The sequence below is a fragment of the Acinetobacter sp. YH01009 genome (assembly GCF_013420765.1).
GTDB classification, from domain to species: Bacteria; Pseudomonadota; Gammaproteobacteria; order Pseudomonadales; family Moraxellaceae; genus Acinetobacter; species Acinetobacter amyesii.
Genome location: NZ_VOYE01000008.1, coordinates 1 through 22,400 on the forward strand (window position 1 = coordinate 1; position 22,400 = coordinate 22,400).

The 22,400-nt window shown below is 41.6% G+C and carries 20 protein-coding genes and 6 tRNA genes; 8 read left to right on the forward strand and 18 right to left on the reverse strand.

The features are described from left to right. Positions 1 to 291 precede the first annotated feature (291 nt). The 3 genes from FTT76_RS09435 to FTT76_RS09445 are packed head-to-tail and all read left to right on the forward strand — an operon-like array spanning position 292 to position 2,494. A complete protein-coding gene (locus FTT76_RS09435; protein ID WP_180049915.1) occupies positions 292 to 792 on the forward strand; it encodes a YfiR family protein in 501 nt (166 codons plus the stop codon). Beyond that, the gene (locus FTT76_RS09440; RefSeq protein WP_180049927.1) at positions 789 to 2,006 is read left to right on the forward strand and encodes a diguanylate cyclase domain-containing protein; all 1,218 of its coding nucleotides are present in this window, start codon (positions 789 to 791) and stop codon (positions 2,004 to 2,006) included. Before FTT76_RS09435 ends, FTT76_RS09440 begins: the two co-directional genes overlap by 4 nt. Positions 2,007 to 2,014: 8 nt before the next feature. Next, a complete protein-coding gene (locus FTT76_RS09445; RefSeq protein ID WP_078191210.1) occupies positions 2,015 to 2,494 on the forward strand; it encodes an OmpA family protein in 480 nt (159 codons plus the stop codon). Positions 2,495 to 2,611: 117 nt separating this feature from the next. On the opposite strand, the gene FTT76_RS09450 is transcribed toward FTT76_RS09445, so the two are convergent. The 10 genes from FTT76_RS09450 to secA form a co-directional block, all read right to left on the reverse strand. Then, positions 2,612 to 2,688: transfer RNA gene (locus FTT76_RS09450), tRNA-Pro, on the reverse strand. A gap of 17 nt (positions 2,689 to 2,705) precedes the next feature. After that, positions 2,706 to 2,781: transfer RNA gene (locus FTT76_RS09455), tRNA-His, on the reverse strand. A gap of 105 nt (positions 2,782 to 2,886) precedes the next feature. After that, positions 2,887 to 2,963, reverse strand: a tRNA-Pro gene (locus tag FTT76_RS09460). Between the two features lie 3 nt (positions 2,964 to 2,966). Continuing rightward, positions 2,967 to 3,042 (reverse strand) — tRNA-His (locus FTT76_RS09465). A gap of 44 nt (positions 3,043 to 3,086) precedes the next feature. Continuing rightward, positions 3,087 to 3,163: transfer RNA gene (locus FTT76_RS09470), tRNA-Arg, on the reverse strand. 45 nt (positions 3,164 to 3,208) lie between these two features. Beyond that, positions 3,209 to 3,285, reverse strand: a tRNA-Pro gene (locus tag FTT76_RS09475). 154 nt (positions 3,286 to 3,439) lie between these two features. Beyond that, entirely contained in the window at positions 3,440 to 4,507 is a 1,068-nt protein-coding gene (gene nadA / locus FTT76_RS09480; RefSeq protein WP_180049929.1) for a quinolinate synthase NadA, read from the reverse strand. Between the two features lie 153 nt (positions 4,508 to 4,660). Next, positions 4,661 to 5,881, reverse strand: coding sequence for a bifunctional glutamate N-acetyltransferase/amino-acid acetyltransferase ArgJ (gene argJ, locus FTT76_RS09485; protein ID WP_180049931.1), 1,221 nt, complete (start codon positions 5,879 to 5,881; stop codon positions 4,661 to 4,663). A 160-nt stretch (positions 5,882 to 6,041) separates the two neighbouring features. Further along, positions 6,042 to 6,398 carry a hypothetical protein gene (locus FTT76_RS09490; protein ID WP_078191213.1) on the reverse strand — a complete coding sequence of 119 codons (357 nt, stop codon included), beginning with the start codon at positions 6,396 to 6,398 and terminating at the stop codon, positions 6,042 to 6,044. Positions 6,399 to 6,542: 144 nt separating this feature from the next. Next, positions 6,543 to 9,266 (reverse strand): preprotein translocase subunit SecA, encoded by a 2,724-nt coding sequence (secA, locus tag FTT76_RS09495; RefSeq protein ID WP_180074293.1) that lies wholly within the window; start codon positions 9,264 to 9,266, stop codon positions 6,543 to 6,545. Between the two features lie 337 nt (positions 9,267 to 9,603). Here secA and FTT76_RS09500 point away from each other — a divergent pair, with 337 nt between their 5' ends. The 3 genes from FTT76_RS09500 (at position 9,604) to FTT76_RS09510 (ending at position 11,950) form a co-directional block, all read left to right on the forward strand. Then, positions 9,604 to 10,239, forward strand: coding sequence for a peroxiredoxin (locus FTT76_RS09500; protein WP_180074291.1), 636 nt, complete (start codon positions 9,604 to 9,606; stop codon positions 10,237 to 10,239). 294 nt (positions 10,240 to 10,533) lie between these two features. After that, complete coding sequence (locus tag FTT76_RS09505) at positions 10,534 to 11,361, forward strand: MBL fold metallo-hydrolase (RefSeq protein WP_180190410.1); 828 nt, start codon at positions 10,534 to 10,536, stop codon at positions 11,359 to 11,361. Next, positions 11,351 to 11,950, forward strand: coding sequence for a dual specificity protein phosphatase family protein (locus FTT76_RS09510; RefSeq protein ID WP_180074286.1), 600 nt, complete (start codon positions 11,351 to 11,353; stop codon positions 11,948 to 11,950). Before FTT76_RS09505 ends, FTT76_RS09510 begins: the two co-directional genes overlap by 11 nt. A 20-nt stretch (positions 11,951 to 11,970) precedes the next feature. On the opposite strand, the gene FTT76_RS09515 is transcribed toward FTT76_RS09510, so the two are convergent. The 4 genes from FTT76_RS09515 to trpA are packed head-to-tail and all read right to left on the reverse strand — an operon-like array spanning position 11,971 to position 15,921. Then, a complete protein-coding gene (locus FTT76_RS09515) occupies positions 11,971 to 12,948 on the reverse strand; it encodes an SPOR domain-containing protein (RefSeq protein WP_180190411.1) in 978 nt (325 codons plus the stop codon). Continuing rightward, complete coding sequence (folC, locus tag FTT76_RS09520) at positions 12,945 to 14,228, reverse strand: bifunctional tetrahydrofolate synthase/dihydrofolate synthase (RefSeq protein WP_180074283.1); 1,284 nt, start codon at positions 14,226 to 14,228, stop codon at positions 12,945 to 12,947. The genes FTT76_RS09515 and folC overlap by 4 nt, the downstream gene beginning before the upstream one ends. Beyond that, the gene (accD, locus tag FTT76_RS09525) at positions 14,225 to 15,121 is read right to left on the reverse strand and encodes an acetyl-CoA carboxylase, carboxyltransferase subunit beta (RefSeq protein WP_180005414.1); all 897 of its coding nucleotides are present in this window, start codon (positions 15,119 to 15,121) and stop codon (positions 14,225 to 14,227) included. Before accD ends, folC begins: the two co-directional genes overlap by 4 nt. After that, positions 15,118 to 15,921 carry a tryptophan synthase subunit alpha gene (trpA, locus tag FTT76_RS09530; RefSeq protein WP_180190412.1) on the reverse strand — a complete coding sequence of 268 codons (804 nt, stop codon included), beginning with the start codon at positions 15,919 to 15,921 and terminating at the stop codon, positions 15,118 to 15,120. Before trpA ends, accD begins: the two co-directional genes overlap by 4 nt. Before the next feature lie 363 nt (positions 15,922 to 16,284). On the opposite strand from trpA, the gene FTT76_RS09535 reads away from it, so the two are divergent. Next, positions 16,285 to 17,619, forward strand: coding sequence for a Na+/H+ antiporter NhaC family protein (locus tag FTT76_RS09535; RefSeq protein ID WP_180190413.1), 1,335 nt, complete (start codon positions 16,285 to 16,287; stop codon positions 17,617 to 17,619). 84 nt (positions 17,620 to 17,703) lie between these two features. Here FTT76_RS09535 and FTT76_RS09540 read toward each other — a convergent pair whose 3' ends face one another. Further along, positions 17,704 to 18,732: an AraC family transcriptional regulator gene (locus tag FTT76_RS09540; RefSeq protein WP_180190414.1), complete on the reverse strand. Its 1,029-nt coding sequence runs from the start codon at positions 18,730 to 18,732 to the stop codon at positions 17,704 to 17,706. Positions 18,733 to 18,877: 145 nt separating this feature from the next. Between FTT76_RS09540 and FTT76_RS09545 the strand changes: the two genes are divergently transcribed. Further along, complete coding sequence (locus FTT76_RS09545; RefSeq protein ID WP_180009066.1) at positions 18,878 to 19,753, forward strand: metal-dependent hydrolase; 876 nt, start codon at positions 18,878 to 18,880, stop codon at positions 19,751 to 19,753. A 51-nt stretch (positions 19,754 to 19,804) separates the two neighbouring features. On the opposite strand, the gene FTT76_RS09550 is transcribed toward FTT76_RS09545, so the two are convergent. The 3 genes from FTT76_RS09550 to FTT76_RS09560 form a co-directional block, all read right to left on the reverse strand. After that, positions 19,805 to 20,797, reverse strand: coding sequence for a DUF2804 domain-containing protein (locus tag FTT76_RS09550; protein WP_180011760.1), 993 nt, complete (start codon positions 20,795 to 20,797; stop codon positions 19,805 to 19,807). A gap of 145 nt (positions 20,798 to 20,942) precedes the next feature. Next, positions 20,943 to 21,461 (reverse strand): DUF1543 domain-containing protein, encoded by a 519-nt coding sequence (locus FTT76_RS09555; RefSeq protein WP_180114467.1) that lies wholly within the window; start codon positions 21,459 to 21,461, stop codon positions 20,943 to 20,945. 21 nt (positions 21,462 to 21,482) lie between these two features. Then, on the reverse strand, positions 21,483 to 22,208 hold the full coding sequence (locus FTT76_RS09560) for a CPBP family intramembrane glutamic endopeptidase (protein ID WP_180103187.1): 726 nt from the start codon (positions 22,206 to 22,208) through the stop codon (positions 21,483 to 21,485). Positions 22,209 to 22,400 lie beyond the last annotated feature (192 nt).

Genomic DNA, 22,400 nt, shown 5'->3' on the forward strand with positions numbered 1-22,400 from the left:
GGTAATTCAAATTATTTTTAAACTTTTTTCTAAAACCCAACTTAATCAATTCAACCAAGTCATTGTTTTATCAGAAGTTTTAATCTTCATCACCGCCGATGGATGTGCATTCTACAGCATTTCACATTCGTTGCAACACCCTTTTTATGATTTATTTTACGCATGTCGCTTTTTTAAACACATAAACATTCTTTTGTATTATTATTGGGCTATATACGCCCTATTTCACATAATAAAACGTATATGCACCCAATTTTCATTCCATTTAATTTAAGACATTTTTGATTTCGTATGGTTGTTTTAAAAAAAACTGCCTATTTAATAATGGCGTGCTCCATTTCACCCTTATTATATGCAGCTCCCACAGCAAATATTTTCACAACCACTTTCTCTATTTTGAGTTATGCCAAGTGGGAAACCACTTCACCCAAATTTTGCGTGATTAATAATTCAAGTTTAGTCAATGATTTTAAAAAACTTGCGCCAACCCACAGCACTTATAAAATTACAGCCATCAATGTGAATGACATCAAATCCAGTCATTGCCAAGTTTTATTTTTTTCCAACCTAACAGCAAAAGAAGAACAAAACATTTTAAACAGCCATGTCAATTTCCCCGCCCTCTCTCTAAGCAGTAACAATAGTGAGTGTGAGTCCGGCAGTGCATTCTGTTTGTATAAAAAAAATCAGAGTTATTCGTTTAAAATTAATATGGAAAGTCTAACGCAGTCACAAATACATATTGATCCACGCGTTTTATTACTGGCGAAGTCATCGGAGTCAGCTGAATGAAACAACTCTATAACCCAATTACATTACACCAATTATTTACGCGTTCGCAGCTCACCATCTTTGCTTTAACATTTACGATTTGTTCTGCGATTTTTTTGGTGATTTCCACCTATACCATGCATACCTATGCAAAAAACAGCTTAACGATTTTATCAAATGCGATTAACGAACGTGTTCAACCGGCTGTGGTGTTTAATGACCAAACAACGATGCGTCAAATTTTAAATGAATACACTCAACTGTATCCCATTCGATCGATAGAAATTACCAACCTTCAAAATGCGTCGCTTGCTCATGCTGAGCAACAAGAAATTTCAACATTTTCTAGCCAAGCGATTTTAGATTATTTCTTTTTTAGCCAACCGATCCGTTTAGATATTCATCATGATCAGAAAAGTTATGGCGAACTGGTCGTATATGGAAACTCGTCAGATTTAGTTAGTTTCTTCCATAAAATTTTGCTGGGTTTATTTTTAGGTTTTATTCTTTTATTGGCTACTGTGTTTTGGTCGGTGAACTCTGTTTATCAATACTTAATGCAATCCGTTCGCTCTATTGTTGAATCAGCTCAAACCATTAGTATTAAGAAAGATTATAAAATGCGGGTTTCAAACTCTGATATTCAAGAATTACACGCACTCAGCACCGCCTTTAATGGTTTACTTAGTGAAATTGATCAGTCAAATAAAAACTTAATTTCAGAAAATGACAAGCTAATTCATCTAGCACGTCATGATGCATTAACCCAATTACCAAATCGCAATTATTTTTATGAAAAGCTGTTTGAGCTATTTGACTTACAAGCGAACGCTGCCGTGTTCTTTGTCGATATTGAAAACTTTAAACATGTGAATGACCAATATGGTCACTTAGCTGGGGATGCAGTACTGCGCGCCTCATCACATTGTTTAAAACAAGCACTGCCAGATGATGCTTTCGTTGCGCGACTCGGTGGTGATGAATTTGCAATTATTATCAATCGTTTAAATTTCCTGACAGAACTCGAAGTCTTTTGTCACAAAATACATGAATGCTATGGTTCCACATTTGTTTATGAGCAACATAATATTGCATTACAAGCTAATATTGGTGTGGCACTGATCCAAAATGCGAAATCGCCAGAAGATCTAATCGCAGATGCGGATCGCGCTATGTATGATGCTAAACTTTCGAATAATCATTGGTGCATTGCACCACAACGCCCCAACTCATAGGATTTGTTATGTTAAAGAACGCATTTAAAGTTTTATTTATACTTGCATTCACGGCCACTATGACAGCCTGCATGAGTTTAGGTAACTTAAGCTACAAACAAGCACGCATGCTTAAAAAAGAAGGTTTTGTCTTGACCAATGATGGTTGGACACTTGCCCTACCAGAACGACTTTTATTTGGCTTTGATGATTATCAAATTCAACCCCACCAACAAGGCAAGTTAAATACACTTGCCACTCAACTGATTAAATATGACCTAAACAAAATTAAGTTTATTGGTCATACGGATAATGTTGGACAAGCCAATTACAACCAACAACTGTCAGAAAAACGTGCGCAAAGCGTCGCAAACGTCTTTTTAAAGCAAGGTTATAACAGTTCAAATATTCAAATTATTGGCCGTGGGGCTGAACAGCCGATGGTCTCTAATGACACCGAAACAAATCGTGCCATAAACCGTCGTGTAAATGTCACGATCATTCCCTAAATAGTGAAATATAAAAAAGCCACCATAAGGTGGCTTTTTTATTGTGTTTATAAATTTTAGGCATAAAAAAACCGCTAAATGCGGCATCTTTTTTTACAGTATTGCTTTTGAGATAAATGGTCGGAGCAGTAGGATTCGAACCTACGACCCCCTGGTCCCAAACCAGGTGCACTACCAGGCTGTGCTATGCTCCGCTTTCAACTTTAAAAATTGGGGTGAATGATGGGATTCGAACCCACGACAACCGGAATCACAATCCGGGGCTCTACCAACTGAGCTACATCCACCATCATGTTCTTGCTTGTGAATAACCAATATAACGCATTTTAAATTACAGGCATAAAAAAACCGCTGTATGCGGTATCTTTTATCGACCGTTTTCTTTAAGAAAATGGTCGGAGCAGTAGGATTCGAACCTACGACCCCCTGGTCCCAAACCAGGTGCACTACCAGGCTGTGCTATGCTCCGAATTGGGGTGAATGATGGGATTCGAACCCACGACAACCGGAATCACAATCCGGGGCTCTACCAACTGAGCTACATCCACCATCACAACAAGTTTCAGATTCTAGTATCAGAACACCATTAAAATGGCGCGCCTGACAGGATTCGAACCTGTGACCATCCGCTTAGAAGGCGGATGCTCTATCCAACTGAGCTACAGGCGCATTACCGATGACATAGACTATCACGCGATTTTTGCCTTGAGAAATTGGTCGGAGCAGTAGGATTCGAACCTACGACCCCCTGGTCCCAAACCAGGTGCACTACCAGGCTGTGCTATGCTCCGTTTCATCTCAGCTTTCGCTGTATCGCATATCATGCGGTACGGTGTGCATTCTAGGCGTGACGTTGATTAACGTCAACACCTATCTTCAAAAAAACATAAAAAATCATTTCAAGCGATTATTTATCAAGCACTTTAATCATTTTTCAAGCAAAAATTAACGTTTTAAACTGGCACTGAAATTCAACATCCGATCTAAAGGCAATTTAGCACGCTCAGCCAATGCCGGATCTACAAAAATTTCCTGATCACCTTTTTGTAAAACTTCCAGAATGCCATCCAATTCATTCATCGCCATCCAAGGGCAATGCGCACATGAACGACATGTCGCTCCCTCACCTGCCGTCGGCGCTTCGATGAGAATTTTATTCGGTACAGCTTGCTGCATTTTATAAAAAATACCGCGATCTGTTGCCACGATTAAACGTTCGTGTGGCAAGCTTTGTGCAGCCTTGATCAATTGTGAAGTGCTACCGACGGCATCTGCAATATCCACTACAGATTCAGGTGATTCCGGATGTACCAAAACTGCTGCATCTGGATACAGCGCTTTCATATTGGCAATACCACGCGCACGGAATTCTTCATGAACAATACATGCCCCATCCCATAGCAACATGTCTGCACCAGTTTTCTTTTGAATATAACGACCGAGATGCTGATCGGGTGCCCAAATAATTTTTTCACCTAAACTATCTAAATGCTCAACAATTTCAACAGCACAGCTCGAGGTTACCACCCAATCTGCACGCGCTTTCACTGCCGCCGAGGTATTGGCATATACCACAACCGTATGGTCCGGATGTGCATCGCAAAATTTGGTAAATTCATCGACCGGACAGCCCAAATCAAGTGAGCATGTTGCTTCTAGGGTTGGCATCAGTACGGTTTTTTCAGGAGATAAAATCTTCGAGGTCTCCCCCATGAATTTCACCCCTGCAACTACCAACGTCGTTGCTTCATGATCCCGACCAAAACGTGCCATTTCAAGTGAATCCGAAACGCATCCACCGGTCAGTTCTGCTAGTTCCTGCACTTCAGGATCGCAGTAATAGTGTGCAACAAGGACAGCGTTACGCTTTTTGAGTTCCGCTTTAATTAATTCAAACTTTTCAAGCTTTGCAGCTTCCGTTAAGTGATGCTCTTTAACATCACCCAAACGATCCAAATGCGCTTGTACAATTGATTTTGCTTCATTTGCAATTAAGTTGTTTGCATTATTCATCACAACGTCTTCTCTATCCTTAATGCCTGCTACTACACAGGTGCTTCACAACTGACCCATAAATATGGCACTTGGCTATTTTTTACCGGTCATTAAAAAGTTCCACTTATAAAAAAGCCTCACAACGGAGGCTTTTCAAAAACATCAAATATCTTATGAACGGTAATCTGCGTTAATCTTGACATAGTCATACGACAGATCACAGGTATACACAGTATCTCGCGCACTGCCACGTCCTAAATCTACACGGATCGTGATCTCAGATTTCTCCATCTCTGCAGCCCCTGCTGCTTCGGTATAATCTGCTGCGGCACCACCGTCTTTACAGATTTGAACATCACCTAACCAGACCTGAATTTTTTCAACATCTAAGTTTGGCACACCTGCATAACCAATCGCTGCCAAAATACGGCCCCAGTTTGGATCTGATGCGAAGATTGCAGTTTTAACCAACGGTGAATGTGCAATGCTATAAGCAATATCACAACATTCTTGAGTATCTGCGCCGCCTTCTACCGCCACAGTAATAAACTTCGTCGCACCTTCACCATCACGGACAATGAGCTGTGCAAGACGTTTCATTACACGTGTTAACACGTCTAAAACAGCAGCATAACGTGAATCTGATTCTGAAGTAATTTCTACGCCACCAGCTTGGCCCGTTGCAATCAAAATACATGAGTCATTCGTTGAGGTATCACCATCCACCGTAATACGGTTAAACGACAGGTTAACTGTAGTTTTCAAAAGCTGTTGCACCAGCTCACGGCTAATGGGTGCATCAGTCGCCACATAACTCAACATGGTCGCCATATTTGGACGAATCATGCCTGCGCCTTTAGAAATACCTGTCATGGTATACAGGACGCCATCTAACTCAAATTGTTCAGATGCACCTTTAGGTGTGGTATCTGTGGTCATAATGCCCGTTGCCGCTTCCAACCAAGCGTCTTCTTGCAAACTGTCTAATGCCGGTTGCAAGCCTTGAACCAAACGATCAATAGGTAATTGCTCGCCAATTACACCCGTTGAAAAAGGAAGGACTTCTGTATTTTGAACACCAGCCAGTTCTGCCAGTTTCACACATGTCGCTTCAGCATTTGCCATGCCGATTTTGCCAGTACCTGCATTGGCATTTCCGGTGTTAATCACCAAATAACGTGGATTACCTGCTAATAAGTGCGCTTTCGAAATATGAACCGGCGCTGCACAAAATGCATTTTGAGTAAAAACGCCTGCGACATTAGAACCTTCAGCAAATTCAAAAATGACAAGGTCACGTCGGTTCTGATAGCGCACATACGCTTCAGCCGAACCGATTTTTACACCTTTCACCACATGCATCTGTGGCATAGATACGTCACCAACTGCCATTTTTCAACGTCCAACTATATGAGTTATAAAAAATACAGCTTAGTGCAAAATCTATAAAAAATCGAGCAGAAGCACGGTTTTGCTGTAATTTTATTGTGCATTTCTTTTGCACATAAAAAAACCAGTCTTTCGACTGGTCTTTATCGCTGTGCGTCGTAAATTAGTTACGCGCCAACTGAGTGGCTTCATCAAGAAGCACTTGTTTCGCTTTTTGTTGACTCGCAGCAGAAAGTGCTGGGTTTTCAGCCACAATACGGTCAGCATTCGCCGCATTGGCTGCTGCAATTTTCGCAGTCTGCAATACGATCGGACGATTTGGATTGGCAAAGGTATAACGAATACCCGTACGCGGGCTTGCTACAGTCACTTGACCGTCAGTACCAACCTGTACTTGAGTTGTTGTTGGACCAACTGCTTGTTGAACTTTCTCGACAGAAGTCGTCTGAGGAGCGTTTGCAAAGGCAAAAGTTGGCAAAGCCAAAGCAGCAATCATGAACGGTTTTAGTACTTTTTTCATTGTCTTTTCCGTCTTACGGTTATTGATAGAAACTAAATAACATTTAATCCGCTGCACTGCAAATACTATTCAGGTCAGATCAGCTGAGTAAATAAAAAATCAGAGCGCGATGGCTCTGATTTATTTGAAATTAAACAATGCTGTTTAAATTTTACCGTGACATTGTTTATATTTTAGACCTGAACCACATGGGCACGGTGAGTTACGACTTTCTGGCGGAACAATCACTTGCTCTGCAGGTGTATATTGCGCATCGATAACATCATTACCGTTGGCTTCAGCCAACAAATTATCAAAGTCATTGTGTGACAATTGAAGATTCATTGATTCAGCTTGAGCCTGTTTTTGAGCTTCCATTTCTGCAAGCTCTTCGGCTGTAGGCACATGAATACGAGATAAATCTGTCACGACATCTGACTTAATCACAGCAAGCATGTTTACAAATAAATTAAAGGCTTCTTTTTTGTATTCTTGCTCAGGATTTTTCTGCGCATAACCACGTAAATGAATCCCTTGACGTAAGTAATCCATTGCTGCCAAATGCTCTTTCCAATGGCGGTCCAATGAATTCAACATAAAGTGACGTTCGAGCATTGCAGCCGTTTCGTCACCCATTTGCGTACGACGTGAACGGTAGTGCTGAAGAACTTCATCAGTAATACGTTCAACCAAAGCTTCTTCATCCAAACGACGATCTTGCTCTAACCACTGCGAAATTGGCAGTTCAATCGATAGATCTTCACGTAGCGCCTTTTCAAGACCTTCTATATCCCACTGATCGTGAATAGACTCAGGTGGAATATATATTTCGATCATGCCTTTAGTCACATCCTGAATCATCGTTTCGATGTAATCTTGTAAAGACGGTTCAACAAGAATTTCATCACGCTGAGAGTAAATAATCTTACGTTGTTCGTTGTTTACGTCATCGTATTTCAATAAATTTTTACGAATATCGAAGTTACGTGCTTCAACTTTACGTTGTGCATTTTCAATCGAGCGTGACACCATTTTATGCTCAATGGCTTCATCTTCTTTCAGACCCATGGCACGCATCATTGCAACTACGCGATCACCTGCGAAGATACGCATCAAGTCATCTTCAAGCGACAAGTAGAAACGTGACACACCTGGGTCACCTTGACGGCCCGCACGACCACGTAACTGGTTATCGATACGACGAGATTCATGACGTTCTGAACCAATGATGTGTAAACCACCAGAGTTCAGCACCATTTCATGATTTTGTTCCCACTCTGCTTTCAAACGTGCTTCATCTGCTTCAGTCGGCTCTTCAATCTTCGCCAGCAACGCTTTCCAGTTACCACCTAACAGAATATCAGTACCACGACCAGCCATGTTAGTCGCAATGGTTACTGCACGAGGTGAACCCGCTTGCGCAATAATATCCGCTTCGCGCTCATGTTGTTTCGCATTAAGTACTTCATGTTGAATACCAGCTTCTTTCAGCTTATCTGATAAAATTTCAGAGGCTTCAATGGTTGCTGTACCAATCAGGATCGGTGCAACACCCGCTTCATGAACACGTTGAATTTCTTGAATGATGGCGTTGTATTTACCTTCACGGTTTAAATAGATTAAATCGTTTTGGTCATTACGAATCATCGGGCGATGGGTTGGAATAAGTACAACATCCAAGCCATAAATTTCTTTCATCTCTGCAGCTTCAGTATCTGCAGTACCCGTCATCCCTGATAATTTTTTGTATAGACGGAAATAGTTCTGGAATGTTGTAGTTGCTAAAGTTTGGTTTTCAGGTTGAATTTCCAAACCTTCTTTTGCTTCCACTGCTTGATGCAAACCTTCTGACCAACGGCGACCCGGCATGGTACGACCAGTGTTTTCATCGACAATGATCACTTCACCTTCGTGGATGATGTAATGCACGTTGCGTTGGTATAGGTAATGCGCACGAATGGCCGCAGAAACATGGTGCACCAAGTTTAAATTAGCAGATGAATATAGACTTTCACCTTCAGCAAGCAAGCCCATTTGAATCAATTCAGCTTCAACAGTTTCATAACCGACTTCGGTCATTTCTACAGAGCGCTGTTTTTCGTCAATCCAGAAGTGACCACCATCTGGTACCTTCTCTTCTTTTTGTGCATGAAGTTTTGGTGGAATGCTGTTAATGGCAGCATACAACTGAGATGAATCTTCTGATTGACCAGAAATGATCAACGGTGTACGCGCTTCATCAATCAGGATCGAATCGACCTCATCGATGATGGCATAGGTTAAGCTGCGCTGTTTTTTCTCAGCAGCAGAAAACACCATGTTGTCACGCAAGTAATCGAAACCGAATTCGTTGTTGGTACCGTAAGTAATGTCAGCTCGATACGCTTGAGCTTTTTCAGTTGAGTCTTGCATTGAGTAAATAATCCCAATGCTTAAACCTAAAAATTCGAATAATGGACGGTTTAATTCAGCATCACGCTGTGCGAGATAGTCGTTCACCGTAATCACGTGAACACCTTCACCACTAATCGCATTGAGGTAACAAGCAAGCGTTCCCATGAGGGTTTTACCTTCACCGGTACGCATCTCTGCGATCTTACCTTCATGCAAGGTAATACCACCAATCAGCTGTACGTCATAATGACGCATGCCCATGACACGCTTCGCAGCTTCACGACAAACAGCAAACGCTTCAGGTAATAATTTATCAAGGCTGTCGCCTTTTTTATAACGTTCTTTGAATTCTTCAGTTTTTGCAGATAAGTCTGCATCGCTTAGAACAGATATCGTCGGCTCGAGCGCATTAATCTTCTCTACGATTTTACGCATGCGTTTGAGTTCGCGCTCATTTTTGGTACCGAAGATTCCTCCGATCAGACTTGCCAACATGAATAGACTCTCTAAATCTTGCTTGTCAAATGAATATATTTTCTTAGTCGTTATTATGGTGCTAGAAATTCGAAGTACAAGGGTTTTGCACAAAAATCCCCTTAAATATTCTGCGCTCGGGTTCTAGCCCCGGAGACTTAAGGCAAGCTAATGTAACAAATTTTCTGCAGACAACATAGTGACTCTGTCGTGAGATATTTCGCATTTATCCCCCAATAAAACTGTTTTATATGAAATATATTCATAAAGAAATGAAAAAACACTATTTTTAATCATAAAAAAAATCCTTCATATTTATTTTCAAGTTAAACAAATTCAATAAATACGGGGATATTCCATGACGATTCGTTTAGGTGATACTGCACCAGACTTTACTCAAGACTCAAGCGAAGGCAGCATTCATTTTTATGACTTTTTAGGTGACAGTTGGGGCATTTTATTTTCGCATCCTGCCGATTACACCCCAGTCTGCACCACAGAACTTGGATTTACCGCAAAACTAAAAGATGAATTTAGCAAACGTGGTGTCAAGGCCATTGCCCTGTCTGTTGATGATGTTGAGTCGCATCATGGTTGGATTAACGACATTAATAATACTCAAAATACCACGGTCAACTTCCCGATCATTGCAGACAAAGACCGTAAAGTGTCCACCCTTTATGATTTCATTCACCCCAATGCCAGCGAAACATTAACTGTTCGCTCTTTGGTGATCATCGATCCAAATAAAAAAGTCCGTTTAATCATTACTTATCCTGCATCTACAGGGCGTAACTTCCATGAAATTTTACGTATCATTGACTCTTTGCAACTGACAGACAACCATAAAGTTGCAACACCGGCCAACTGGCAACAAGGTGAAGATGTTGTGATTGTGCCGTCATTAAAAGATGAAGAGGAAATCAAACAACGCTTTCCTCAAGGATATAACGCAGTTACGCCTTACCTTCGTTTAACGCCTCAACCTAAGTGAGGATAAAACGGAGCATTACGCTGTCCGAGCGCAAGATAAGAAGCTCTGCTGTGAGTGACCAAAGCGAAGGTACAAATTTAACTATTTTTAAGCGCAGCACCTAAGCAAACTAAGTATCATAACCATAGTTAATATAGTTTTCCCCCTTCAGAACGAATGACGAGCCCGTTCTGGCATTCTCCAACCTGCTCATCTCCGGATGAGCTTTTTTTGATTACAAATTCCTCTCAGGGATTAGATTGGTTAAACATCACAATTCCGTTATAACTAATAAAAACTTGAAAATAACAAACCGTGATTCATCAAATTCATCATTTACATTGTGGTAGTTTTTGTCCAACGTGTGCCCCTTTATTTGGACAGAAAGGCTTTCGCGCACATTTGGTCTGTCATTGCCTGCTCATTGAAACCGATAAAGGGCTCGTCTTAGTCGATACAGGACTGGGCTTACAAGATTATTTACATCCACAAAATCGTTTAGGTCGGTTTATTTCACGCACAGCGCAGATCAAATTTAATCCGCAACTGAGTGCGACTCATCAATTTCAAAAATTAGGCTTTAAGGCTCAAGATGTTCAACACATTTTGTTGTCACACTTAGATTTTGATCATGCTGGCGGGATCTCTGATTTTCCGCAGGCGACCGTGCATGTCTTAGCCAGTGAATATAATGCCACTCAAAACCTTCATAGCTTAAAATCACGACTGCGCTATCGACCACAGCAATTCCAACTGCATCGTTATTGGAATTTTATCGAAAGCATCGGGACGCAAGCATGGTTTAACTTAGAGCACACTGCCGGTCTATCTATTTTTCAAGATGACATTTTAATGCTCCCGCTTTTGGGACATACCGCGGGTCATGCCGGTATTGCAATAAAAAATAACCATCGCTGGTTGTTATATTGTGGCGATGCTTATTACTCACATCATCAATTAAATCCAAATTTTCATTCGCGGGCCTTAAATCAGCTTGAACGTTTATTTGCCACCGACAATACACAGCGACTGCACACACTTCATAAGATTCAGCAGTTAGCGCAGCATCCGGACATCGATCTCATCTGTGCACATGACCCATTCGAATTCGCTCGCTATCAGAATACAAGCTATGACCGCTAAAATCCTACCAATGATCCTACTCAGTGTTAGCTTCAGCTTCACGGGTTGCATGACATCAAATCCATTACCGTTAAATGAACGTCCTCAGCATTGGGGCAAAGTCGTTCATCAACAGCATAATTTTTATCAAATCAGCCCAACAGTATTTCGCAGTGAACAACCTGATGCAGATCTCGCCCCTGTTCTACGAGAACAGCACATCGATGTGATCATAAATTTACGTTCACGGCACCATAACCCAGAACGCTTAAAAAATACTATTGATACACAAAAGATTAAATTTGCACATATTCCGATACACACGTGGCAAATCGATCGTGAAGATTTACTGGCGGTGATGAAAACCATAAAAGAAGCTGAACAACAGCAGCAAAAAGTATTAATCCATTGCTACCACGGCTCAGACCGTACAGGAGCGAGTGTGGCCATGTACCGTATTATTTTTCAGCATTGGTCCATTGAGGAAGCAAAACGTGAAATGAAACAAGGTGGTTATGGCTTCCACCCTATTTGGAAAAATATCGACCGATTATTCAGCCCTGAAAATGTAAAATGGATTCAGCAGCAACTACTGAATCCATCTTATTAAAGGTCATTCCTCAAATAAACTTAGCGTTTATCGAGTGGTACCCAATCAATCACCCACGCCGATTTCATATTCAAACTTGCATCTGAATTGATCTTTTTACGTGTTGCGTCCGCAGCATCACGGTCCTTCGAAGGGCCGACCATAATACGAATGCCTTTAGATGTAGGACTCTTCGTCACTTTATAGCCTTTTGCACGTAATTTTGCAGCAACAGCATCTGCATTGGCTTCATTAGCAGCCAGTGCAACTTGCACCATCCATTGCTTATCGCCATTTTCCAACAGATCACGTGCTTTTTCAGCTTCAGCTTTTTTCTTGGCTTCTGCTTTACGCTTTTCTTCTGCCTTATGTTTTTCTTCGACTTTACGCTTTTCTTCAGCTTGTTGCTTCGCTTCGGCTGCTTTCTTATCTGCTGCTTTTTTCTCAGCTTCAGCATGTGCTTTACGTTCAGCTTCTTTTTGAGCATCCGCTTTACGTTTTGCTTCGGCTTTTTGTTTATCTGCTGCGATACGTGCCTGATCAGCCTTTTGCTGCGCCGACTGAGTCTCTAACTTTTTTTGAGCCGCCAACTTATCCTCAGCTAAACGCTTTTGCTTTGCTTTTTCATCTTCAACCAATTCGGGAGGAATATTATCCGAACTTTGTTGAGCTGAACGATGTGCGTTTAAAGCCGCATATTCTTCTGCTGCTTTACGTGCTGCATCAGCCTCCGCTTGTTGTTGCATCGCTAAAAATTCTGCTGCACGTGCTTCTTGCTCCGCAACCGATTTTTCACGGGTACGTCGTTGTTCTTCGAGCAAACGCTTTTCAGTTTCAACATCAACAGTCAATGATGACATTTTACCCGCACCCTGACCTTGTTGCTCAACTTGAGCCATTTCAGGGGTTTGGCTTTGATTTTGATGTATTTCTTCTTTGCCTTTAAGTAAAAGTGCGGCCAGCAGTACACCACCACCTAATAAAACAACACCACCCATCCAGCGTTGTTTGTTATTCATTGACATTCTTCCAGATACTCCCATACCGCTTCTAAGGTATGAAATGAACCACATACCAGAATCAGCTGATTATTCTTTGTTTCTTCCAGCGCGGACTTAAAAGCTAATTGCACATTGTCATAATGTTCTACGACTTGATGCTGCAGTGCGCTATCCAATTGTGTGATAGATGCCGCACGTGGCACATTTAATTGTGCAATTTTCCACATTCTTACCGTATCTTTCAATAAGTTAACGACAGAATTTATGTCTTTATCAGTCAGCATGGAGAAAACGCTGATCACTTCTGTGTATTGTTTATTGTACTGGAGGAAATTTCGCAATTGCTTTAACAAAAATTCAACACCATGCGGGTTATGTCCCGCATCGAAAATCACCGTTTTTCCTGCAATTTCTCTAACTTCAAAACGACCTTGTAACTTGGCATTGATAATCCCCTGAGCGATCGACTGCTGAGAGACCACCAAACCACTGGCCAAGATTGCCGCTACAGCCGTAGAGATATTTTCGAGCGCCAAAGAACCCACGGGTAGTTTTAAAGTTGTACCTGATGAAGCAAACATCCAAGATTGTCCGTCATCACTGTACTGATAAAAATAATCACGATTGAGTACATGTAAAGCGGCTTGGCAATCTTCTGCTTTTTGACGAATGGCTTCAGGCAAAACTTGCTGCCCACCAAAAATTACGGGAATATTTGGACGAATAATTCCTGCTTTCTCAAAAGCAATTTTTTCAATGGTGTCGCCCAACCAATCGGTATGGTCTAAACCAATATTGGTAATCACTGCAACATCTGGATCGACGACATTGACCACATCAAGTCGACCACCGAGACCTACTTCAAGTACCCATACATCGCAATGTTGCTGTTTAAAAATAACAAAAGCGGCCAAAGTGGTCGCTTCAAAAAAAGATAAACTTAATTCACATTCACGACGCGCCTGATCAACAGCTACAAAAGCATCAATCAGGGTTTTGTCAGCCACTTCAACACCTTGAAGCTTTACACGTTCATTGAATCGATAGATATGCGGTGATTGGTAGAGCCCCACGTTATACCCTTGGGCATTTAAAATTGCAGCCAAAGTGGTCGTGGTTGAACCTTTACCGTTTGTTCCCGCGACCGTCAGCACTTTCGCATCAGGCTGGGTTACACCTAGTCGTTCCGCAACAGGAATTACCCGCTCCAGTCCTAAATCAATACCCGTAACATGAACATGGCTCCAATAATCGAGCCATGTGTTTAAAGAATCAGTTGCAAGTGGTGCTGTGTTCAAGGCAAGTTCATCAATTTCGCTACAATACGATAAACTGTATCACGTAATGCATGACGGTGGACAATTTGATCGACTACACCATGATCAAGCAAGTATTCTGCACGTTGGAACGGTTCTTCCAATTTTTCACGTACAGTTTGCTCAATCACACGCTTACCAGCAAAACCAATCATGGCTTTCGGTTCAGCCAAGTGAACATCACCGAGCATTGCCAATGATGCAGTCACACCACCATAGACTGGATGTGTCAGCACCACTAGATAAGGCAAGCCAGCATCTTTCATTTTTTGGATGGCAGCAGAAGTACGCGCCATTTGCATGAGTGACAACATGCCTTCTTGCATACGTGCACCGCCAGAGGCAGCGAAGCAAATAAGCGGTTGTTTTGCTTTAATCGCAAGTTCAGCCGCTTGAACAAAACGGTCACCAACCACAGTGCCCATTGAACCGCCCATGAAATCAAATTCAAATGCGGTTGCAATCATTGGAATGCCTTTCAGCGTTCCTTGCATCACCACTAAAGCTTCTGTTTCACCGGTTTTCTTCTGCGCTTCAGACATACGGTCTGGATACGCTTTGCTATCTACAAATTTAAGTGGATCTTTGGCTTTAAATTCTTGACCCAATTCTTTTTGTACTTGGTCAAAGAACCAGTTCAAACGATCACGCGCTTTCATTCGCAAGTGTTCATCACACTGCGGACAAACGTAGGCATTAAATGACATTGCAGTACGAGTCACAAGTGCATGACACTCAGGACATTCAATCGTCGGCTCAGTAAATGTCGCCTTTAATGCTTGCTGTTCATCAGGTACATGAATACCTGGTACCGCACGCTCTGTCCATGGCGTAGATGCGCTCAGAATTTTGCCTGTTTTTGCGTCTTGACTCATACTAACTCATCGAGCGCAGCTCGAAGCTCCTTCACTTTATTCACTGTTTCGATTACAGCTTGTTCTGGCGCTAAGTTTGCAAATTGTTTAACAAAAGCACTACCTACAATCACCGCATCTGCAGCCACACCCATGGCTTTCGCCGATGCTGCATCACTAATACCAAAGCCAACGCCGACAGGTACCTGAGTATACGATTTGATTTTTTGAATACGTGCCGCAGCTTCAGCAACGTCTAAAGTCGCTGCACCTGTCACACCTTTCAAAGAAACATAGTAGATAAATCCACTGGCTTGTTTCACCACATGCTGAATACGTTCATCAGTGGATGTTGGCGCAAGTAAAAAGATTTGATCCATGTCGTATTTTTTCGATACTGCATCTAGATCTTTTGCTTCTTCTGGTGGAAGGTCCACCAAGAGCACGCCATCTACACCGCATTCATGTGCATAGGCAACAAACTTTTCATAGCCGATTACTTCAACAGGGTTTAAATAGCCCATCAGTACTACTGGTGTTTCTGTATCGTTTTTACGGAACTCTTTCACCATGTTCAAGGCATCTAGAGTATTGGTTCCCCCAGCAAGCGCACGCTCAGCGGCAAGTGCAATAACAGGACCATCCGCCATTGGGTCTGAAAATGGAAGACCCAATTCGATCACATCTACACCTGCCTCAACCATTTGATGTAACAAAGGTACCGTTACTTGTGGATGAGGGTCACCAGCCATAACATAAGAAACCAAGGCCTTACGCTGTTGAGATTTAAGCGTTCCAAATCGAGTGGCTAAACGTGACATAGGGTTATACTTTCCTTGAATGAATCAAAACTATGATGTGGGTTTTGTCGAAATACAAGACATCGCATTGTAACGCTATTTTTTACCCATTGAACAGGGTATACAATCCTCAGTCGGCATTTCTCATGCAAACATAATTTTCCAGAACAACCCGAAAGCATCATTTACCGATATTTCAGTTTTTTTCACAATGATCAAAGATGCCTAATTTTAGGATCTGGCAAAATTATAAGGTTTTAGACTAACTTAATTTTATCATCAAAAAAATGTTAAAAATAACAGGCTTAGCATTTACATTTTAATTTTCCTTAAATTGCAAAACCTGCTTTATACTAGCCGCATACTTTTATTTTTTTATCTCCTATGTCCTCCGATTCACAAGTGAAAGTGCCTGCTCGGGCATTTGCACTGCTCCCGCTTATTGTTTTTCTGACCATTTTTTTGGGCAGTGGTATTTACCATTCCATCATTGGAACTGAGTTTGCGTTCTATCAAGTGAAAGCCCCAGTCGCTGCTCTTCCTGCAATTGTATTGGCAATTTTGCTCTATCGCGGCAAGATCAATGACGCGATTGACACATTTATGAAAGGTGCCAGCCACCCGAATTTGATCTTAATGTTCATGGTCTTTATGCTCGCTGGTGCTTTTGCCAGTGTCAGCAGTGCCATCGGTAGTGTTGATGCAACAGTGCAATTCGGACTATCGGTAATTGCGTCTGAGTTCGTGCTGCCTATGCTGTTTATTATTGCGGCCTTTATTGCCACAGCGATGGGAACCTCCATGGGCACCATTGCAGCCTGCGCGCCAATTGCCTTTGGTTTTACACAAGTCACAGAAATTGAAGTGGTGTATGCCATTGGTGCTGTGGTCGGTGGTGCTATGTTTGGTGATAATCTGTCGATGATTTCAGATACCACCATTGCTGCAACGAACAGTCAAAAAGTTCAACTTCGCGATAAATTTAAGGTCAATGTCTGGATTGCTGTTCCTGCATCGATCGTTAGCATTTGTATCTATTTAATTATGAGTCAAGGTTCACAAGCGATTGAACACAAAGCTTATAATGCGTGGCTAATCCTGCCGTATTTAGCCGTATTTATTTTGGCCTTTTCACGTTTGCACGTGCTTGCTGTGCTGACTATTGGTGTCTTACTGTCTGGTTTGATTGGTTTGGTGATTCAACCTGAATTTAATTTTTTAAGCTTAAATAATTCTATTTATGACGGCTTTACCGGCATGTTTGAAGTTGCCCTGCTTTCTATTTTCTTGGGTGGTATTTCTGCCATTATGCAAAAAGAAGGCGGTTTAGAATGGCTGATTCAACGTATTTACAGCATGACACGCTGCTTTAAAGTTGGTGCTGAACGCGCAGGTGAAATTGGTATCAGTTTCTTGGTGATTTTCTCCAACCTATTTGTAGCAAATAACACTGTCGCAATTATTTTATCTGGTGACATGGCACGTGAAGTCGCCAAAGAATATGGTGTAGACCCTAAACGTGCTGCTGCGCTCTTGGATATTTTCTCTTGCGTAGTCCAAGGTCTCATTCCTTATGGTGCACAGCTGTTACTGGCTTGTTCGATCGCAAAACTTTCGCCTGTGGAACTGATTGGTAGTGTGTATTACTGTTGGGTCTTGGCAATCTTTGCCATCCTTGCCATTTTACTTCGGTATCCAAAATTAAAAGCTGCGGCATAAGTTTGGCTTTAAAGAAAAGCGGTCGTTTGACCGCTTTTTTTAATGTTGTTTGAAAGGCTTTTCTTAACGAGCAATCTGCAAGTTTTATTCTAATCTCAAGGCTTTTTTTCGCGCTAATAATGTCTCTCCGCTATATGCCTTAAAAGCACGTGCCAAAGCAGACTGATCTGAATATCCTAACTGCAACGCGATATCCGTCAAATGGGTTTGTTGTGAAAGTAGATATTCACAGCGTTTCATCCGTTCAAGCTCCAAAAGCCGTTTAAAGGAGGTGTCTTTCTCCTTTAACTGTCGTTGCAAGGTTCTGACTGACAGATGCAACTCCTCTGCTAACCACTCTATTTTAGGGGCTTGCTGTTTTCGTTTGAGATGATCAGCGATGCATTGTTGCATCTGTAGAATTGGATCTGCATGTTGCGGACGAGCGGCGATCGCCTCTTCGGCCTGACGTAATAACAATTGCATCAGTGACGGATCAGCAAGTTCTGATTTTAAATCCAAACTGTCTGCATGAATCACAAATGAATATTTAAGTGTCGAAAATTCCATTTGGCAGCCATAAAACTTTTCATAGTTATAACGAGCCATCCGCGGCGCATGGGCAAAATGAATGCGGAGTAACTTTAAAGAATCTGGAAAAATTTGCTTGGCCAAATGTGCCATACAGGCCATCGTCAATTCATTCACCAACGCATATTCATCATCATGCTGTGGCCAAGACAGAATAATTTGATGATCTTGATGGCTCATATTCATCGGCACAATTTGCGCGCCATCAATCACCAAACGACTAAACCGCATCACATATTGCAACGCATCTGCAACGCTGTTGCTCAGTGTCGCCATATAGCCTAACACCCCAAAATGCTCCGCACGAATATACTTGGCCATTTCAAAAACCAATTGCGGGCAATCCAGATGCTGCTGAGTCAGTTGCATAATGCTGTTAAAAAAAGAATTCGGCGATTGAGAGTCGATCGGCAAAGATAGCACATGCTGAATTTGCGCAGCATACGGTGCAATCCATTCGAGCTGTGTATAGTTTAATTCACGCTCAATTAAGACCATACTCCACAATTGGAAGTAACCATTTGGGATCTGAATTTCAGCCATCTCGCCCCTCTTTTTGACCTGCCAATTCTGACATTTTATATTTTCATCATGGCGTAAAATGTATAAAAATTGGCAATATCTGTCAAAACAAAGTGCAATTTCTCCGACATACTGCAATCAATACGACTCGCACAGAAAAAATATCATGAATGCTATCGTCAAATATCAAGTCGAACCCATTGTTCGCACAAAGCTAAATTTTAAGTTGGAAGAAATTCCGCGCTATTGGTTTGGCGGAGACCCATTTTTAACACGTATGTTTGATGCCTTGAGCCTGACCTTTCCTGATGGCGAGCGCTATTTTATTGAATCTGTACGTCTGTTCCGCAGTCAAATTCAAGACCCTGATTTACAGCAACGTGTCGCTGACTTTATTCGTCAAGAAGCGCAGCACGGTATGGCGCATGACAAAATGAATATGTTGATGAAACAACAAGGCATGCCTGTTGATGCTTTCATTAAACGCTTAAATAAAATTTTTAAGTTTGAATTGAGCCAGCGCTCTGCCGAATACAACATTGCCATGACGGCTTCTGCCGAGCATTTGACCGCGCTGATGGCTGAAACGTTCTGTAGCCAAAAGTCCGTACTAGAATCTGCGCATCCTTATGTCCGTGCATTATTTATTTGGCATGCGATAGAAGAAATGGAACATCGCGATGTGGCTTTTGATGTGATGAAAGATGTGGCGAAGGTCGATGAAAATTTAAAGAAATTCACTCTGGTCTGGACCAGTGGATTGATGCTCGGCTTTACCTTATACCGTGCCAATGTGATGCTGAAACATGACGGCTTCAGTTTCACTGAACGTTTAAAATTAAATATGAAAGGCTTACCGTGGTTCTTTGGTAAAAATGGCACCCTCACCCGTATGAGCAAACCATATCGAGATTGGTTTAAAAAAGACTTCCATCCGAGTCAGCATCCCATTGTGCAAAATTATGATCTTTGGTTAAAAACTTATGAAGAAACCAATGATCCAATTCAAGCTGCAGAAGTGTTTTGGCAAGCTGCAAAATAAAAATTGAATAAAAAAAGCCGCATCGATTGCGGCTTTTTTATAGGCTTAGACTTACCATTTGGCATAGTGCTGCTCAAGTAAACCATATTCATTTAAGAATACTATTTCTTCGCCATCACGTTGAATTGTACCGCTAATTTTTGCCTGCCATTGACTGAACTGACTACCGACCAATCTTAAATTCAGGTTTTCATAGCGTCGCCAACCTGTGGTGACGATCAAATTTAAGCTGTTGTCTAATGAGCTAATATTCCATTGATTATCGCCTTGCTGTTGAAACAACACATCAGACATGGCATACAGATGTCCATTGACCCACAGACAATTTTCATTACCAAAGCTTTCATTTACCCCAGAGGCAAGATTGATCCCAACGCGTCGATTTTGACTGTCCCAAAAGTTACACGATAACCAAAACCATGCGGTTTCAGGACGAAGAAAACCACAGGTATCATCTAAAGACACCAATGTTCGGTCATGAAATTGAATGGTCTTGCCTTGCTTATTGATAAAAAAACCTTCACAGCCCAACGTCGTCAATTTTTGAGTATAGGTCCAACCATTAATTCCTGTAGGGCTACACATACTCAGCGGATCAGTCCCCGCACAAAACACTCGAGCGCTCAGTTTGAGTTCGCCATGTTTTGACATTTGAATGTATCGCACACCATTGGCATGCTGAATGTCTAGTTGAATCCCAGACTTAATAAAATGACTTTGATTAAATAAAGGTTGTTCATCTAAAACGGTATTACGTGACAGGAAATTAATCGAATTCCATTCCAACACTTCATTCGTAATATGGTCATACACATAGACAAAACCGTGCCCCGCCCACGCGATATCGGCAATCGCTAGACCAATCGTATAATGATCATGCTGAATACAACAAAATTTAAATTTTTTATATTTTAAACGCTTACGCCAACCTTGAAGTCGTTTTCCATACGGTGTCTTATATTCATACTTACTTAAATCGATGCGATTGGGAAGTTCACTAAAACGCCCATAATGCGGCTGTCCATTCGGCCGTATTAAATCCATATACGCCATTCCATTGAGGTTTAAGGTCTAAATCCTGAATGTTATTATGCCTATTATTTAACGCCTGAAAAGACAATCCATCTGATTTCAGGCGAATATCACAAAAAAATATAAAAGCTGACATTTCAGCTCTTAATCATCACAATTATTCATTTATTAAGATGTAATCATTTTTCCATGAATTTTGCTGGCTATGCGGCGTTTCAACCAATTCGATATAGCGCCCATAGACATGATCAATCGCAATACAATCATCAACATCTAGGGTTCGGTCGGTATGTTGTTTTTGCCAATGTGACTCAAAAAAAGCCTTGCCCCGTTGTTTTGCAACGCTGGCATTTTGTCCCGTCACCAAAACATAACGATGTAATTCACCAAATTCGCGGGCATCATATCCCCCGAGATTAATCAGCCATAATTTTTCATCTTCAGCTCGGGGCGCGGCATCACAAAATTGGATACGATAATGCCGATTTTCAGTGCTGACTGTATGTACCTGTGCCCAAGCATCAATATGTAAGCCTTTTTGCTCACCAAACCATGCCGTTCTCAGTTGTGGATAAACCTCTTCTAATGCGTTACCCACTGCAAGAATGACATCATGCACTTCGATATTTGCTCTTGAATGGCGTCCGCCGAGCATCACCATAAATAAACTAGACACAATCTCCCCCTATTTTTGACTTCAACTGCCCACATAGGGCTGAAGTAATTTCAACAAAATCACGCCGCCTAAAGAGAGTACTGCATTGTTGACGAAATGAATGAGTAAGACATGCCAAATGTTACGCGTCCACAAATAGATGAGGTTGAGAAATAGGCCTGCCGCCATAAAACTGATGGTCGCAATCAAATCGCCATCAAAATTATGATAATGTATCAAGCCGAATAAGATTGAGTTCAGCAAGACCAAAATCACTCGCCACAGCCACGGCTGTACAAACAGCTTTTGCAGCAAGGTATAGCGGAAAATAATATCTTCAAGCAAAGCGGTAAATAATGGCCCAAGGCTGATGATCAGCAAGCTAAAAAACGCAATCGTATTAGGATCAATGGTCGATTCTTTTTCAATGCTCTCACCAACGGGCAACAGACTGCGTGTAAAAGAAATCACTACTTGTAAGACGACTGCACCGACAACCACCAACAGGCTTGAACGCCAAAAGGCCTGTTTATACTTTTGCCAGTGCGTATACAGCATCGTTTTATAGAGCCAACACACGGCAATAAATAAAATACCGCGAAAGATCGAATCACCCAAAGCAACCTGAGCTGAAACACCAAAAAATTGGTCTAAGACATAACTGTTGAACAAGATCAGCGGAAGAATGCACAGCGCAAAAGTATCACGCCATTGCCAATAAATATGGGTTGGAAAGGATTCTGCACGAACCAATTGGGTAAACGTCATTGTTATAAAGTCTTTCTAAAGCAATAAAATTTACACAGTATTGTGATTTATTTCACACTTTTATTCTGCATCAGTTTTGTAGTGATTTGCCTTAATAAAATTTTCAGCCAAAAAAAAATCGCGCGGAATTGCTTCTGCGCGATTTTTTAATCCTCACCTTTAACAAAGCAGGGCTTTTCCCCTCTTTATTAA